Origin of the sequence: Pararhodobacter zhoushanensis, assembly GCF_003990445.1 — a bacterium.
GTDB classification, from domain to species: Bacteria; Pseudomonadota; Alphaproteobacteria; order Rhodobacterales; family Rhodobacteraceae; genus Pararhodobacter; species Pararhodobacter zhoushanensis.
Genome location: NZ_REEZ01000005.1, coordinates 240,600 through 256,128, shown reverse-complemented (window position 1 = coordinate 256,128; position 15,529 = coordinate 240,600). Strand labels below are relative to the sequence as shown.

18 protein-coding genes are annotated in these 15,529 nt (G+C 64.9%); 10 read left to right on the top strand and 8 right to left on the bottom strand.

The genetic code is table 11. The features are described from left to right. The first annotated feature begins 360 nt into the window (after positions 1-360). From EAE28_RS13885 to EAE28_RS13850, 8 genes are all read left to right on the top strand, one after another. Complete coding sequence (locus tag EAE28_RS13885; protein WP_127107251.1) at positions 361-768, top strand: hypothetical protein; 408 nt, start codon at positions 361-363, stop codon at positions 766-768. 174 nt (positions 769-942) lie between these two features. After that, entirely contained in the window at positions 943-2,058 is a 1,116-nt protein-coding gene (locus tag EAE28_RS13880; protein WP_127107249.1) for a DUF3734 domain-containing protein, read from the top strand. Position 2,059: 1 nt separating this feature from the next. After that, positions 2,060-2,797: an acetoacetate decarboxylase gene (locus EAE28_RS13875; protein WP_127107247.1), complete on the top strand. Its 738-nt coding sequence runs from the start codon at positions 2,060-2,062 to the stop codon at positions 2,795-2,797. A gap of 31 nt (positions 2,798-2,828) precedes the next feature. Further along, positions 2,829-3,191, top strand: a complete 363-nt coding sequence (locus EAE28_RS13870) for a SpoIIAA family protein (protein ID WP_127107245.1) — start codon at positions 2,829-2,831, stop codon at positions 3,189-3,191. 36 nt (positions 3,192-3,227) lie between these two features. Beyond that, complete coding sequence (locus EAE28_RS13865) at positions 3,228-4,010, top strand: 3-hydroxybutyrate dehydrogenase (RefSeq protein WP_127107243.1); 783 nt, start codon at positions 3,228-3,230, stop codon at positions 4,008-4,010. An 18-nt stretch (positions 4,011-4,028) separates the two neighbouring features. Beyond that, complete coding sequence (locus tag EAE28_RS13860) at positions 4,029-4,298, top strand: 3-ketoacyl-ACP reductase (RefSeq protein ID WP_127107241.1); 270 nt, start codon at positions 4,029-4,031, stop codon at positions 4,296-4,298. A gap of 31 nt (positions 4,299-4,329) precedes the next feature. Beyond that, a complete protein-coding gene (locus EAE28_RS13855) occupies positions 4,330-4,854 on the top strand; it encodes a DUF1269 domain-containing protein (protein ID WP_127107239.1) in 525 nt (174 codons plus the stop codon). After that, positions 4,851-5,000: a DUF3096 domain-containing protein gene (locus EAE28_RS13850; protein WP_127107237.1), complete on the top strand. Its 150-nt coding sequence runs from the start codon at positions 4,851-4,853 to the stop codon at positions 4,998-5,000. The genes EAE28_RS13855 and EAE28_RS13850 overlap by 4 nt, the downstream gene beginning before the upstream one ends. Positions 5,001-5,056: 56 nt before the next feature. Here the strand turns inward: EAE28_RS13850 and cyoD are convergent, their stop codons facing one another. The 8 genes from cyoD to EAE28_RS13810 form a co-directional block, all read right to left on the bottom strand. Then, on the bottom strand, positions 5,057-5,362 hold the full coding sequence (cyoD, locus tag EAE28_RS13845) for a cytochrome o ubiquinol oxidase subunit IV (RefSeq protein WP_127107235.1): 306 nt from the start codon (positions 5,360-5,362) through the stop codon (positions 5,057-5,059). Continuing rightward, positions 5,359-5,988, bottom strand: coding sequence for a cytochrome c oxidase subunit 3 (locus tag EAE28_RS13840; RefSeq protein WP_127107233.1), 630 nt, complete (start codon positions 5,986-5,988; stop codon positions 5,359-5,361). Before EAE28_RS13840 ends, cyoD begins: the two co-directional genes overlap by 4 nt. Continuing rightward, positions 5,985-8,078, bottom strand: coding sequence for a cbb3-type cytochrome c oxidase subunit I (locus EAE28_RS13835; RefSeq protein WP_127107231.1), 2,094 nt, complete (start codon positions 8,076-8,078; stop codon positions 5,985-5,987). The genes EAE28_RS13840 and EAE28_RS13835 overlap by 4 nt, the downstream gene beginning before the upstream one ends. After that, positions 8,075-9,028 carry a cytochrome ubiquinol oxidase subunit II gene (locus EAE28_RS13830; protein ID WP_127107229.1) on the bottom strand — a complete coding sequence of 318 codons (954 nt, stop codon included), beginning with the start codon at positions 9,026-9,028 and terminating at the stop codon, positions 8,075-8,077. The genes EAE28_RS13835 and EAE28_RS13830 overlap by 4 nt, the downstream gene beginning before the upstream one ends. Beyond that, on the bottom strand, positions 9,025-9,696 hold the full coding sequence (locus tag EAE28_RS13825; protein ID WP_181954493.1) for a hypothetical protein: 672 nt from the start codon (positions 9,694-9,696) through the stop codon (positions 9,025-9,027). Before EAE28_RS13825 ends, EAE28_RS13830 begins: the two co-directional genes overlap by 4 nt. After that, a complete protein-coding gene (locus EAE28_RS13820; RefSeq protein WP_127107227.1) occupies positions 9,683-10,006 on the bottom strand; it encodes a YidH family protein in 324 nt (107 codons plus the stop codon). The genes EAE28_RS13825 and EAE28_RS13820 overlap by 14 nt, the downstream gene beginning before the upstream one ends. A 9-nt stretch (positions 10,007-10,015) precedes the next feature. After that, positions 10,016-12,601, bottom strand: coding sequence for a bifunctional lysylphosphatidylglycerol flippase/synthetase MprF (gene mprF / locus EAE28_RS13815; RefSeq protein ID WP_127107225.1), 2,586 nt, complete (start codon positions 12,599-12,601; stop codon positions 10,016-10,018). Between the two features lie 74 nt (positions 12,602-12,675). After that, the gene (locus EAE28_RS13810; RefSeq protein ID WP_127107223.1) at positions 12,676-13,245 is read right to left on the bottom strand and encodes an HdeD family acid-resistance protein; all 570 of its coding nucleotides are present in this window, start codon (positions 13,243-13,245) and stop codon (positions 12,676-12,678) included. Positions 13,246-13,407: 162 nt separating this feature from the next. Between EAE28_RS13810 and EAE28_RS13805 the strand changes: the two genes are divergently transcribed. Together EAE28_RS13805 and EAE28_RS13800 are read left to right on the top strand one after the other, a co-directional pair. Then, positions 13,408-14,085: a response regulator gene (locus EAE28_RS13805; protein ID WP_127107221.1), complete on the top strand. Its 678-nt coding sequence runs from the start codon at positions 13,408-13,410 to the stop codon at positions 14,083-14,085. Beyond that, complete coding sequence (locus EAE28_RS13800; RefSeq protein ID WP_127107219.1) at positions 14,072-15,445, top strand: sensor histidine kinase; 1,374 nt, start codon at positions 14,072-14,074, stop codon at positions 15,443-15,445. Before EAE28_RS13805 ends, EAE28_RS13800 begins: the two co-directional genes overlap by 14 nt. The last annotated feature ends 84 nt before the right edge of the window (positions 15,446-15,529 follow it).

Sequence of the window (15,529 nt, the reverse complement as noted above, 5' to 3'; positions counted from 1 at the left end):
GTTAGCCCGTCCGAGCAGAAGCGACAGTACCAGCCCCGCAACGCCGACCAGCTCCATGATGAGCAGGGGCATTGCCTACGACGGAACCATGCCAAAGCGGCAGCGCGCTGCCGGTCCGGAGATCGGCTGACGAACCTGTCGCTTTTGTAAGACTCCGGACAATTCCGCTGCAAGAGGATCGGTCAGAAACGCCCCATGCTGAACGTCCATGGGAGGCGAAACATGCCGAATTTCTGTCTGAGAATCCTAAGCGCTTTGCGGGGCGCAGCATTGTTGGTGCCGCCCCAAATCCACCGCCCGCGGCTGGTGCCGGTTGCAACTGCCCGGCCGCCGCGGCGCCCTGTCTGAAAGGAGATTGCGATGAAAAACCCCCTCTTACCCCTGGCGACGGTGCTGTACCTCTCCGCCCCCGCACTGGCGGGCGCGCAGGCGCTGCAATGTCCCGAGCCCGCGCCTGTCTTCGCCCAAGTCGGGGCCAATACCCTCGATCTGGGGCAGCTCGCGCAGACCGTCGGCAATGCGCAGCCCAACAGCCAAGCGCTGTATACTGTGGCCCAGCAGATCCACGCCGATTATCCTGATGCCACCAACCCCGAAGTCGCCGACATCATGATCACGGCCTTCTGCACTTATCTCAACGCTGACGCGCCGGCCGACCGCCGCAGCGACGCGAGTGTGCGCGCTTTCGAGCAGGAAACCTATGCCGCGGTCTTCGGCGGCCCCCCGCCCAGGGACTATCCGATGCACGGCTGGCTTTACAGCAACTGACCACAGATCCGCCTTTGCGATGAACCCGTCACCCCCCCGGTGGCGGGTTTTTCGTTTTGTCATGGAAGCTTGGTGAATCTGTCTCGGATGTAAGATTGCCGAAAGTCTGGCGCAGGACAGGCCCCCTACATCTTCAACAACGACAAACGATGCCGCTTCAGGGGAATGATCGACATGGCTGGAACCGAACTCAACGCACTGGTCTTGCAAGGCGGCGGCGCGCTTGGCGCCTATCAGGCCGGGACCTTCGCCGCCCTGACGGAGAACGGCTTCTCGTTCGACTGGATTGCCGGGATCTCGATCGGGGCGATCAACGCGGCGTTGATCTGCGGCAACCGCCCGGAGGACCGGGTGCCCGCGATGCAAGCCTTCTGGGACCGTATCACCAACAATCTGCCGGTGGCAGCGCCCTTCTGGACCGTCGGCGGGCGCCGCGCTTTTTCCGAGCTGGCCGCTACCGAGGTGATGTTGGCCGGTGCGCCGGGCTTCTTCCGACCGCGTCCTGTCTCGGCTTTCTGGCCCTTCCTGTCCGAACCCGGGCTCAGTTTCTATGACACGAGCCCGCTGGAGGCGACGTTGAACGAGTTGGTGGATTTCGAGCTTCTGAACAGCAAGGGCCCACGGCTTTGCGTCGGCGCTACCGATGTGGAAACCGGCAACTTCACCTATTTCGACAGTCGCACCACCCGGATCGATGCGCGCCACATCATGGCCAGCGGCGCCCTGCCGCCGGGTTTTCCGCCGGTCGAGATCGGTGGGCGGCATTACTGGGACGGCGGCCTCGTCTCGAACACGCCCCTGCAATACGTCATGGAACAGGCCGAGGGCGATCAACCGCTCTGCATCTTCCAGGTTGACCTCTTCAACGCGCGGGGCGGGCTGCCCAAGGACGTAATCGAGGTCCAGCAGCGCGAGAAGGATATCCGGTATTCCAGCCGGACGCGCCTGACCACCGACCGCTACCGCCAGTTGCACGCCTTGCACACCGCCGCCGAACGGCTGGCTGCGAAACTGCCCGAGGGGCTGCGTGACGACCCGGATCTGGCGCTGCTGCGCCAGGCGGGCCCCTCGTGCCCGGTTACGCTGGTGCACCTCATCCACCGCAAGGAAGGGTTCGAGGGCAGCGGCAAGGACTATGAATTCTCGCGCCAGTCGATGTCCGACCATTGGGCCGCTGGGCTTGCGGACGTGACCCGCACGTTGACGCACCCGTCCTGGAAATCCCGCCGCGTGGGGGTCGATGGCCTGCACGTCTTCGATCTTGGAACCACCGAAAAAAAGGAAGCCTGACATGAACGCCGCTGACCTCGTAGCCAATGCCTTCGCGATGCCGGTCACCAGCCCGTCCTATCCCAAAGGGCCCTACCGCTTCGTCAACCGCGAATTCCTGACCATCACCTACCGCACCGACATGGAGGCCCTGCGCCGGGTGGTGCCCGAGCCGCTGGAGATCCCCGAGCCTTTGGTGAAATACGAATTCATCCGCATGCCCGACTCGACCGGCTTCGGCGATTACACCGAAAGCGGTCAGGTGATCCCTGTCACGTTGAACGGCATCGCCGGCGGCTATGTCCATTCGATGTTCCTCAACGACGACGCACCCATCGCCGGTGGCCGCGAGATCTGGGGCTTTCCGAAGAAGCTGGCCGATCCGGCGCTGAGGGTCGAGAAGGACACGCTGGTCGGCACGCTTGATGTGGGGTCCGTCCGGGTTGCCACCGGAACCATGGGCTACAAGCACCGCGAACTGGACCATGCCACCGTGCTCAAGGGCTTCGACGCACCGAACTTCATGCTGAAGGTCATTCCGCACGTCGATTGCACCCCGCGCATCTGCGAGCTGGTCCGCTACTACACCCTGGATGTGACGCTGAAAGGCGCCTGGGAAGGCCCCGCGGGACTTGAGCTGCACCAGCACGCGCTGGCCCCTGTGGCCGAACTGCCGGTGCTCGAGGTTATCTCGGCGGTCCATCTGATGACCGACCTGACGCTCGGCCTGGGTGAGGTCGTTCACGATTACCTCGCCTGACATCGACCCCAAGGAAACGAAAGGAAATCCCATGTTGGAACGTATTGTACCCACTGCGAGCAACGTGCTGGCCTTCAGGGCCGTCGGCAAGATCACCGGCGAGGATTACAAATCCACCCTGATCCCGGCGCTGGACGCGCAGATCACGGCACAGGGCAAGGTGCGCTTTGTCTATGTGATCGGCCCGGAATTCGAGGGTTTCGAAGCCGGTGCCATGCTGGATGACGCGCTGTTCGGCGTGACGCACTGGCGCGACTTCGAGCGGATCGCTGTCGTCACCGATCACGACTGGATCGCCAACGGGATGCGGATGTTCATGCCCCTCCTGCCTGCAAAAACCAAACTTTTCAAAGCCGGCGAGCAATCAGACGCCCTGACCTGGGCTGCCGCCTGACACCTCGTGCACAACGCAAGAAACGGAGACAAGACCATGAACCTCAAAGATAAAGTCTGCATCATCACCGGCGCGGCCAGCGGTATCGGCCTGGGCATCGCCAAGCGCTATGTGGCTGACGGCGCCAAGGTCGTCATCGCCGACCTGAAACTGGATGCGGCGCAGAAGACCGCCGACGCGCTGACCGCGCAGGGCCCCGGTGAAGCCATGGCCGTCGAGATGAACGTCACCGACGAGGCCCAGGTGAATACCGGCGTCGCCGCGGTCATCAAGAAATGGGGCAAGATCGACGTGCTGGTATCCAATGCCGGCGTGCAGATCGTGCACCCGCTGGAGGATTTCCCCTTCAACGAATGGAAAAAGCTGCTCTCGATCCATCTGGACGGCGCGTTCCTGACCTCGAAAGCCGTGCTGCCGCATATGTACAAGGCGGGTTCGGGTTCGATCATCTTCATGGGCTCGGTGCACTCCAAGGAAGCGAGCCCGCTGAAGTCGGCCTATGTGACGGCGAAACATGGGCTTCTGGGCCTAGCCCGCGTCATCTCGAAAGAGGGTGCCAAGCACGGTGTCCGGGCCAACGTCATCTGCCCCGGCTTCGTGAAGACCCCGCTGGTGGAGAAGCAGATCCCCGAACAGGCACGCGATCTGGGCATCTCCGAGGAGGAGGTCGTCAACAAGATCATGCTGGGCGAGACCGTGGACCAGGAATTCACCACCATCGAGGACGTGGCCGAAGTGGCCCATGTCTTCGCCGCCTTCCCGACCAACGCGCTCACCGGTCAGTCGCTGGTGGTCAGCCACGGCTGGTACATGAACTGACCTGTCAGGAGACATGCCATGGAAAACGACGCCCTTCATGACCGCCTTGCGGCGCTTGGAACCAGGATCGAGACCGCTGAAGCAAAGCTGCGCGAGCAGGCGCATTGGCGGCACGACGCAGCGCACCTGACGGCGAACGAGCTCAAGGACCGCTACGAGCGTGTGCAAGCGCGTCTGAACGGCGAGATCGCCGAAGCCGAGGCCCATGGCCACCATGTGAGCGATCTCGAACGCTCGGTGCAGCAATGGTTCGAAAGCTTCGACTCCACGCATGTCGCATCCAACTGAAATTCGTACAAATTCTGAAAAGGAGAACCCCATGTCCGAACTGATCGTCATCGGGTACGACACACCCGAAAAAGCCGAGGAAGCCCGCGACGCTCTGATGACCATGGCCCGCGACTATCTCGTCGATGTTGCCGATGCGGTGGTCGCAGTGGCCGATGCCAAGGGCAATGTTAAGCTCAACCAGATGGTCAACATGTGGACCGCCGGCGCGGCCGGCGGCGCCTTCTGGGGGCTTCTGGTCGGGATGATCTTCTTCAACCCGCTGCTGGGGGTGGCCGTGGGGGCCGGGGCGGGCGCGCTGTCGGGTGCGCTGACCGATTACGGCATCAACGACGGCTTCATGAAGGATGTGGCCGGGGTGCTGCAACCGGGTCAGGCGGCGCTGTTCATGATGGTGCGGACCGAGGCCTCGGACCGGGTGATCGAGCGGCTTGCCGATCATGGTGGGCGGGTGCTGCGCACCAATCTCGACACCGACGCCGAGAACCACCTGCGCCGCGCCTTCGATGCGGCCCATAAGGCGGAGGTCGGCGCCAGCGCGCCGGAACAGGCATGACCGGCGTCATCATCCTGCAGCCGCTGCTGGCGCTGATCGCCGGGGTGGTGATCCTGATCTTCCCCCGGATCCTGAATTACGTGATCGCGGCCTATCTGATCCTCTTCGGACTGGCCGGGCTGTTCCCGCATCTCTTCGGCGCCTGAGCGTCGGACAGCCTGACCGGCGGCGCGGGACCCTCCCGCGCCGCCGATGCGTTGCGCTACATCCGCGTGGCGAGGTTGCCCATGATCCAGAGCGTGCCGAAGGCCATGATCCCCAGCAGCAGCACGGTGAAAAGGATCAGCTGCAGATCCTCGCGCTTTTGCCGCGAGAGGTCGATGTGCAGGAAGAACCGCAGATGGACGACGATCTGCGCCACGGCCAGCACCGCGATGGTGATCGCCAGCGCCTTTCCCTGCATCAGCCCCCAATGGACCAGCCCGAAGGGCACCAGCGTCAGCGTCAGGGCCAGCCCGAAGCCCGCCAGGTAAAGCCGCGCCTCGCTTCTGTGGTCAGGATCGCTCATGGCATCAGCCCTCCGAGATAGACGATGGAGAAGATCGCGACCCAGATCAGGTCGAGGAAGTGCCAGAAGAGACCCAGCCGCAGCAGCCGCGTCTTGACCACCGGCACCAGCCCTAGAAGCGCCATCTGCGCCAGCATCACCGCGATCCACAGGCAGCCGAGGGCGACATGCAGCCCATGCAGCGGCACGAGGCCCCAGAAGGCTGACCAGAAGCCGCTGCGCTGAGGCACTGCGCCGACCTCGATCATATGGGCGAAATCGCGCAGCTCCAGCGTCAGAAACGCCAGCCCCAGCAGCAGCGTTACCCCCAGCCAGCCAGCGATCACCGTCCGCCCCTTTTCGTGCCGGAGCGCCAGCGTGGCGAAGCCGAAGGTCAGGCTGCTGGTGAGCAGGATCATGGTCTGGACGAAAATGCTGCGCAGGTCGAAAGCGTCGGCCGGGCCGGGCCCACCCGCCATGCCCAGCGGATTCGCGACCGTCAGATAGGACGCGAAGACCAGCCCAAAGATCACCAGATCGCTCATCAGGAAGATCCAGAAGCCGAAGACGACGGTCTCGGCCCCCTCATGCGCGCTGCCGTGCCGGGCCCCGAGGTTCAGGCCGGGATGAAGGTTCGAGCCGCTCATTCCGCCGCCCCCGCTGCGAAGGGGCGTTCCGGCATAGCCCGGCCCCGGTTGCGATCATGGGTTTCCGCCAGCCGGTCCACCGCCGGCGCCGCCCGGACCCGCGCCAGCCAGGCGCGATGCTCGGCGGCGATCTGGGCGGCCGGGATCACATGGCTGAGGTCGGTGCGGAAGGTGCGGCCGATCAGCGAGACGACCATGACACCCAGCGACAGCACCGCCAGCCACCAGATCCAGAACACCAGCGCCAGCCCCATCAACGTCGAACAGACGCAGACGATCATGCCGATCGCGGTATTGTCCGGCATCTCGATGTCTTCATAGACTGCGGGTTCGGCATAGGCGCGGCCGCTGGCCTTGGCCTCGGCAAAATCGTCGCGGTCCAGGACCTGCGGCAGCAGCGCGAAATTATAGGCAGGCGGCGGTGAGGGGATCGACCATTCCAGCGAGCGCCCGTTCCAGGGATCGCCCAGCGGCACCGCCAACTGCACGCGGTTGCGGATACTGACCCAGAGCTGAAGCATGAGCGAGCCGAGCGCCGCCAGAATCAGCATCCCGCCAAACAGCGCCAGCCACAGCATTGGCTGGAAAGACGGATCGCCGAACGAGGCAGAGCGGCGCGGCATCCCCTGCAGCCCCAGCCAGTAGAGCGGCAGGAAGGTGAAGGAGAAACCGACGATCCAGAGGAGCGCCGCCGCACGCCCCCAACCCTCGTGCAGGCGAAAGCCAAAGGCCTTGGGGAACCAGTAATGATAGCCCGCGAGCAACCCGAACAGCACGCCCGGGATGATGACATTGTGGAAATGCGCCACCAGAAACAAGGTGTTGTGGACCTGATAGCTGATCACCGGATTGGCGAGCATGACGCCGGTCAGCCCGCCGATGACAAAGAGGTAGAAAAAGCCGGTGGCGTAGATCATCGGCACCGTCATGCGGACCCGCCCGCGAAAGATCGTGGCCAGCCAGTTGTATATCTTGACGCCCGTCGGCACGGCGATCGCCATCGAAGCGATGCCGAAGGCCGCGTTGATATTGGCGCTCTGACCCATGGTGAAGAAATGGTGCAGCCAGACGCAGAAGCTGAGCACGGCGATCGACATGGTGGCATAGACCATCGACATGTAGCCGTAGATCCGCTTGCCCGAATAGGTCGAGATGACCTCGGAAAACACGCCATAGGCCGGGATGACCAGCAGATAAACCTCAGGATGACCGAACAACCAGAAGAGGTTGACGTAATTCATCATGTTGCCGCCGAGGTCGTTGGTGAAGAAGTGGAAATCCAGATAGCGGTCGGCGGCCAGCATCAGCGCCGCCACGGTCAGCGGCGGCAGGGCGAAGATCATGATGATCGAGGTGCAGATGACGGTCCAGCAGAAGATCGGCATGCGCAGGAAGTGCATCCCCGGCGCGCGCTCCTTGTAGATCGTGACGGCAAAGTTGATGCCCGAGAGCGTGGTGCCGATCCCCGCCAGCACGATGGACCAGATCCAGTAATCGGGCCCCGGCCCGGGCTGGAAATCGGCGCCGGTATAGGGCGGGTAATTGGCCCAGCCGCCGGTCGAGAATTCGCCCAACACAAGGCTGATCATCACCAGCGCCGCGCCCGTTGCAGTCAGACCCAGGCTGATCTGGTTCATCACCGGAAAGGCCATGTCGCGCGCGCCGATCTGCAACGGCATGACGTAATTGATCACCCCGGCGATGAAGGGCATCGCCACGAAGAAGATCATGATCGTGCCATGGGTGCTGAAGAGTTCCGAGAAATGGTCGGGGGTGAGGAAGCCGCCGTGCAGTCCGAAAGCCTGTTGCGTGCGCATCAGCACGCCCTCGATGACGCCCCTTGCCAGCATGATCAGCGCCAGCGCGCAATACATGATGCCGATCCGCTTGTGGTCGACGCTGGTCAGCCAGTCGCGCCAGAGCGGCCCCCAGAGCCGGATCCAGGTGAGCAGCGCCAGCGTGGCCAACGCGCCCAGGATCACCGCCATCGCCGCGCCCGCCCCGATCAGCTCGCTCAGCGAGGGGTCCTGGAAGGCGCGCCAGACGGACAGGGACGACAGGTCGAGGCGGCCGAAAATCGGGTCGGTCATCGGGTTTGCTCCGCGGTCTCGGGCGCGTAACCAACCGCGCCGGGCTGGGCGGAAGGCGGCACGGGATTGCCGTGCATGTAGCGGTGAAGGATGCTGTGGAAGAGGTCGCCCTCGACCGTCGAGAAATGCAGGACTCCCGGGGCCATCCCCTCGGCCCCCAGTCGCGCCTGCGCCTGCGCCCCGGTCGAGGATTCGGCCAGCAGCGCGTAGCTGGCCTCGGTCAGCGGCTGGCCATCGGCCCGGACTTGCGCCACCCAGGCGTCGAAATCGGCGGCACTCATCGCCCTGGCCGCGAACCTTTGCGCAGGAAAGCCGGTGCCGTTGAACTGGGTGTTCTCGCCCTCGAAACTACCGGGCGCATCGGCCAGAATGTGCAGCCGGGTGCGCATGCCGGGCATGGCATAGATCTGCCCCGCCAGCGCCGAGATCAGAAAGGACTGCATCACCGTATCGGTGGTCAGATCCAGCGCGACCGAGGTCTCCACCGGAAAGGCCAGCTCGTTGACCGTGGCGATCCCGAGGTCGGGGTAGAGGAACAGCCATTTCCAGTCGAGGCCGACGACCTGCACCCGGAGCGGCGGGTTTTCGGACGCAAGCGGTTGGACCGGGTCCAGCGCGTGGGTGGTTCGGTAAAGCTGCGCGGACAGGACCACGACGATGACCAGCGGCACACCCCACATCAACACCTCGAGGATCGCGGAGCGGTCCCAATCCGGCGTGTAGCGCGCCTTGGCATTGCGGTAGCGGTAGCGCCACAGCAGCAGCGGCACCAGCACGAAGACCGGCAGGATCGCGATCATCGTCCAGCCGAAGATCTGGAACAATTCCGTCCGCTGCGCCGCCGCGATCGGCCCGCCGGGTTGCAGGAAGGAATCCCCCGACCCGGTGCATCCCGTCAGCGCGAGAGCCAGTGCCCCGGGAAGGATCCTGGAAATCTGCCGAACACTCATTGCCGCCCGCCCCACTGCCTTGCGCTTTCAGGCCTTGTGGGAGGCCCGACGCCGGCAGGACCGGCGGCAGGACCCAGGGCCTGCGCTCCATAAAGACCGATACCGAAACCGATGACCAGAGCGAAGACATGCCCCGCATCGGCAAGCGCCTCGGGCGCCAGGGAAAATTTAACCACGATGGCTGCGAGAATTGCGGCCAGCATGATCCCGGCCCGGCGCCGGGTGGCGATCCAGACACCGATCAGCCCGAAACCGCCCAGTGACATGCCGACATCCGTGACCCCCTCCAGCGCGCCGAGGGCCGGGACCAGCGCGACAACCGCCAGCAAGATCAGCGTCGCGGCGAGGTCGATGCCGAAGAAGAGCCCGGCTGTCCGCGCGCTGCCCCAGCGCCATTCCGCTGCGCCGATCACAAGGGCTGCGAAGGGCAGTTGCCGCAGCAGCATCGGCAGGTCGTGCGACAGAAACGTGGCGGTCAGAAACCGCGTCAGGTCGCCGTCGCCAAGCGCGGCCACGCCGATGCCCCGCGCGGCCAGAACCTCGGGGTCGATCCGGCCAGCGAAGGTTCCGGCCAGCGCATTGGCCACCAGCATCACCGCCAGAAAGCCCAGTGTGAAGGGCAACCGTCGGATCTGCGCGCGGGCCGGGGGCAGGTCAGGGCGCGACATGGACGGCGAAGCTCCCCAACAGGGCAAACAGCGCGATGACCAGCAGCAGCAGGAAGGCTTCGGCCGGGCCGTCATCGTCGGGCAGCCGCTCAGCCAGGTCGATGCGTTTGCGCACATGCCGCATCCGGGCCCAGGCGATCAGCACCACCGCCGCCCCCGCACCGAACAGCAGATACGTTGACCACGCCGGCACCGCACGGTCACCCAGCCGCGCCGCCGCCAGGCCGAAGCCGACGATGGCGACGGCGGTACGCACCCAGGACAGGAAGGTCCGCTCGTTCGAGGCATGGGTTTCGAAATTGACGATCATCCACCGCTCCTATTTCATCAGTCCGCGCAGCCCGCCCGAGACCAGCACATTGACCTCGTAGAGGATGCGCGGCGCGGCCAGCCCGCCGGGGCAGGCGAGGTAATTCGGCGACCAGACCGGGTCGAATTTCTCCTTGTAGGCGCGCAACCCTTCGAAGCGGTAGAAATGCTCGCCGTGTTCATAGATGAAGCCGCCGATCCGGTTCCAGAGCGGCGCAAGCTCGCGGTTCTCGACCCCGGCGAAGGGCGCGGCCCCCAGCGAGGCCCAGTGAAACCCCGCCGCCGCGCCCCAGAGCAGCATTTCGGCGAAGAGCGCGTCCATGGCGAAATTCGGCGCCTCGGGCAGGTAACGCATCAGGTCGAGCGACAGCTCGTGCCGGTTCGCGCCCTGAAAGAGGTTGGCGAAGGCGACGATCCGCCCCTCGGGGTCGCGCAGCACCGCCACGTCGAAATTGCGCATGTAGTCCTCGGTGAAAGCGCCGAGGGAGAAGCCCTTTTCCTCGCCCTGCTTGCGCTCCAGCCAGGCGTCCGAGATGCGCCGCAGATCGGGCAGCACCGGCTCCAGTTCGGCGCGGGAAATCACCGTGAAGGTGAAACTGTCGCGCGCGGCGCGGTTGCGGGCCTGCCGCAGATCCTTGCGTTTCGACCCGTCCAGCGTGAAGCCCCGCAGATCGACCCGCGCCACCTCGCCGATCTTGAGGATCGAGAGGCCGAGATCCAGATAGGTCGGCAGATAGGCCGGCGAGACCGCGTAAAAGGCGACCCGCTTGCCGCTGCGATAGGCGCGTTCGCGCAGCGACCAGATCAGCGCCTCGCCCGCCTTGCGCTCGCCGACCGGATCGCCCTTGGCGATGAGCGAGGCGCCGGTATCGGCATAGGCGATGAAGGCCTTCTCGTCGGGCGAGACCAGGAACAGCTTGTCGCCGGTCAGGGCGATATTGGCCTCGGTATCCTCGCTTTCCGCCACCAGCCGGTGCACGATGTCGGGGATCTGCCGGGTTTCGTGCAGCGAGGGGCGCTGGTTGATCAGCGAATTGACCGTGACCACGGCCAGCACCCCCGCCACCACGAGGCTGGCGCGCAGGAAGCGCGAGGCGTCGCCTGTCCAGCTGAACTGCCACCACAAGGCATTGCGGTAATCGACATGATCATAGGCGAAAAGCCCGATCCAGAAGACCGCTGCCGCCAGCACCAGCAGGCTGAGAATCCAGCGCCGGTCCAGCCGGAAGAGCGAGCTGTCCTCGGCACGGTAGAAGGCCGGGCGCAGCAGCCCGAGGGCGATCAGCATGGCGGCCATCGACAGCGCCTCGACCCAATCAAGCCCCTTGGCCAGCGAGACGATGAAGCCAAGCCCGATCAGCGCCATAGCCACCAGCCAGGCACGGTAGAGCTTGCGGTACAGCCCCGCCGCCACGACGATCAGCAGCGCGCCGGCAAGGCTGCCGGCCAGATGCGAGACCTCGATCACGCCCAGCGGGAGAAGGTCGCGCAACAGCTCAAGCCGCGTGCCCTCGGCCGGCAGCGAGCCCGAGACCAGCAGCATGATCCCGGCCAGCATGGCCAGCGCCGAGGCCAGCACCGGCACCACGGGTTTCAGCGCGTGCCAGAGCGTGTTCGCGGTGCTGCGCAGCCTTCCGCGATGGGCCAGGGCGGCAGCAAGGGCGAGGCCGAAGGCGGCGATAGCGAAGGGCAGGACGGTGTAGATCAGCCGGTAGAGCAGCAGCGAGGCCAGAACATCCGAACGGCCGCCCGCGCCGAAGCCTGCGATGATCGTCGCCTCGAAGGCGCCAAGTCCGCCCGGAGCATGGCTGAGGATGCCGAGCCCCACGGCCGCGATGAAGACAGTGGCGAAGACCGGCAGGCTGGGCACCAGATCCGGCGGCATCAGCACGTAGAGCGTGAGCGCCGCGCCGGAGACATCGAGGACGCCGGCGAATGTCAGGCTCAGCGCCTGCAGCGGCCCCGGCAGGTCCAGAGACTTTTCGCCCGAACGGATGCGCCGCTTTCCGGTGCCGAGCCACAACAGGTAGCCGCCGAAGGCCGCGAGCAGCGCCACGCCCGCCACGGTCTCGACCCCTGGCGGGATGTTGGCCACCGCGCTCAGACCGGTCGGGTGGAAGGTCAGCAGCGCACCAAAGCCCAGCACCAGCGCCGAAAAGAAGCCGGTCCACGAGATGGCGACGATGCCGGTGATCTTGACCAGATCGAGGCCGAAGGCGGAATAGACCCGGTAACGCACCGCCGTCCCGGTCAGATAGGACACGCCCAACAGGCCCGAGACGGCATAGCCCGCCGCCCCGGCGACGATGGGCACGGATGCCGGCATCCGGCCCGGCGCGACGGCGCGCAGGCTCAGCCAGTCATAGCTGCCGATGCCGACAAAACTGAGCACCGTACAGGCGAGCGCCAGCAGCAGCACGTCCGGTTTCGCCCCCGACAGGTCGGATTTCACATCGGCCCAGCTCACATGGCTCGCCAGCTTGTGCAGCACGAAGACCGCCAGCAGGCCCACGACCACGGGAATCGCAATCTTTATCGCCGGGTGTTCGATCACCCGGATCGCCCGCGAGATCAGGGACAGGCTCTTAGCGGTCATTCCGGTCTTCCTCAGTCAGCTCGATTCGACACCGCCCCATCTTGGCCTGCTTTTGCCCCCGGCCCGCAAGCCTCTCAGCCCGTCGCCCGGCCCGGTTTCGTCAACATGAACAGCGACAAACCAGTCGACAGGAAGTTGAGCCCCATCACCAGGCCCAGCGTCCATCCGGCGGTCCAGGGCCAGCCGAAGAGAATCACGAGGCCAGCGGCGAAGGAACAAAGCCCACTGAACACCAGCCACTCCCAGGTCGACACCTGAGCGCTGCTGCGCAGCCCGTAGAGGATCGAGAGAATCCCCTCCATCAGAAAGGAGAGCATCATTACCACGGTCAGCGCGGCGATCCCGGCGACGGGGAAGAGGACCAGCGCCAGGCCGGCAATGAACAAGAGACCGAAGCCTGCGACGCCATAGCGCCATTCCGAACTGGGCCGGATGGCCCAGGAAAACCACAGGCCGGCCGCTCCCCAGAGGGTCAATAGCGAAGCCACCAACTCTTCCTCGGCCAAGGTCGCGACCGTGGGCAGGAGGATGGCCAAGAGGCCGATAGCGACGAGGATCCCGCCCACCACCCGCAGGCGATGGAGGCCGGATCGCGCGTCGGGGGGACGCATCGGCGAAGCAAGATTTGTCAGGAATGTCGGCATTGCTTTGGCTCCTGTGCTGCCGGTGGGCGCGACCGGACACCCAAGCCATAGCCCCGCCCCCGCACCCGAAAATCGCGCGAACCTTACTTTCTTGCAAAGAAAGCGCTTTCGCTGGCACTGGGGGCACCTTTCTCATTAAATGAGGGCAAGGAGACGACGCCCATGAAGATCCTGCTCGCCGAAGACGATGCGAAACTGGCCGATTACATCGTGGCCGGCCTCTCGGAACAAGGCCACTCCGTCGATCACGTCGCGGACGGCCGGGACGCGCTCAGCTATTGTCTCTACAACAGCTGCGATGTGGTGATCCTGGACCGGATGCTGCCGGGCATGGACGGTCTGTCGGTGCTGAAGGCGCTCCGGGCCTCGAAGTCATCGCTGCCGGTGCTGTTCCTGACCGCGCTAGGGCAGGTCGACGACCGGGTCGAAGGGCTGGCAGCGGGCAGCGATGATTACCTGACCAAGCCGTTCCATTTCTCGGAACTCGTGGCCCGGATCGACGCCATCGTCCGGCGCAAGACCGAAACCAAGGTCGAGCGGACCTTGAGTGTCCACGACCTGACGCTGGACCTGCTGTCGCGCACGGCCACCCGCCAGGGCAGCGTGATCGAGCTTCACAGCAAGGAATTCAGCATTCTGGAAATTCTGATGCGCAATGCCGGGCGCGTAGTGACGCGAACCTTGCTGCTGGAACGGGTCTGGAATTTCAATTTCGAACCCAACACCACCGTGGTCGAGACCCATATGAGCCGGCTGCGCGCCAAGGTCGACAAACCCTTCGATACGCCGCTGATCCACACGATCCGCAACACCGGGTATACGATGCATGGACCGCGGTGATATCCTTTCGGGCGCAGCCTTCTCGGCCGTCCTGCGCTCGGCCGTCGCCTTTGTCGTGGTGTTGCTGCTCTTCGGCTGGGTAACGATCACCTCTGTCAACCAGAGCCTGATCGCCGAGTTGGGCGATGACGTGCACCAACGCTGGGACATCGTGGCCGCTGAACACGCGATCGACGGCGACGCTCAGATCGCCGCAACCATCTCCACCCTGTCGCGCGTGGCCTCGGGCGGGCATCACGCGGCAGCGTTGTTCGGGGCAGAGGGTGCCTTCATTGCCGGCAACATCATGACCCGCCCGGCGAGCGAGGGGCTGCAGGTCGGCCCCCTCGACCATGCCGCTGCCGCGACCGGGGCGGTCACGCAGGAGTATATTTATGTCGCCGCTCGGTTGGGGGAAAACCTGCTGGTGGTGGGCGAGCGGCTGGATCTGCTCTATCGGACCAAGATCCTGCTGTTCCGTACCCTGACACTGAGCGGTTTCCTCATCGTTCTGACCATGCTCTCCGTCGGATATTACCTGAGCAGCAAGAGCCTGCGGCGCCTGCGCGACATCGAGACAGCGCTGTCGAAAACCAGCGAGGGCGATACAGCGGTGCGCATCTCGGACCGTGGCGGCAGCACGCAGATCGACCGCATCGCCCGGCAGATGAACCTGCATTTCGACCGGCTGTCGCGGATGATCGCGACGACGCGGAACACTGCCGCCGCTGCAGCCCATGACCTGAAATCGCCACTGGGCCGCGCCTATCTCTCACTCGGCCGCGCTATGGAGCGGGTCGAACAGGGGGAGGACCCGACAGAGGCCATGAGCGATACGCAGGTCGAACTCGAACGCATGCGCGTTATTTTCGATTCCTACCTGCAACTCTCGCGGATCGAGACCTCAGGCGACGCACCGCTGATTGCCCGTGTCGATCTGCGGTCCCTGACCGCCGAATTGGTCGAAACTTTCGCCCTCATTGCCGAGGACGAGGGGCAAAGCCTGTCCTTCGCGGCCGAGGCCGGGTCGGATTACGGGGTGACCGGCGACGCGCAGATGCTGCAGCAGCTGGTGGTGAATCTGTTGCAGAATGCCGTGACCCATGGGTCCATGGGCAACCGGATCGCCGTTCGGCTGGAGCGCGACGGTCCCGCCCTGCGCTTCACAGTCGCCGATACCGGGCCGGGCATTCCCGCAGCATCGATGGAGCGGGTGTTCGAACCCTTCTTCCGGCTCGATCCCAGCCGCTCGAAACCCGGCAACGGGTTGGGACTGGCGCTGGTGCGGGCGATTGTCGAGAAGCACCAGGGCCGCGTCGCGCTGCGCGACAACCGACCGGGCCTGATTGTCGAGGTGATGCTACCGGCCATCGGCCCTTAAGTGGTCAGACCCTGCCGGATACTCTCGGGGCCTCTTGATCATATCGCTGCAGAACATTTGCCCCCGACCGATGCGAAGATCGGG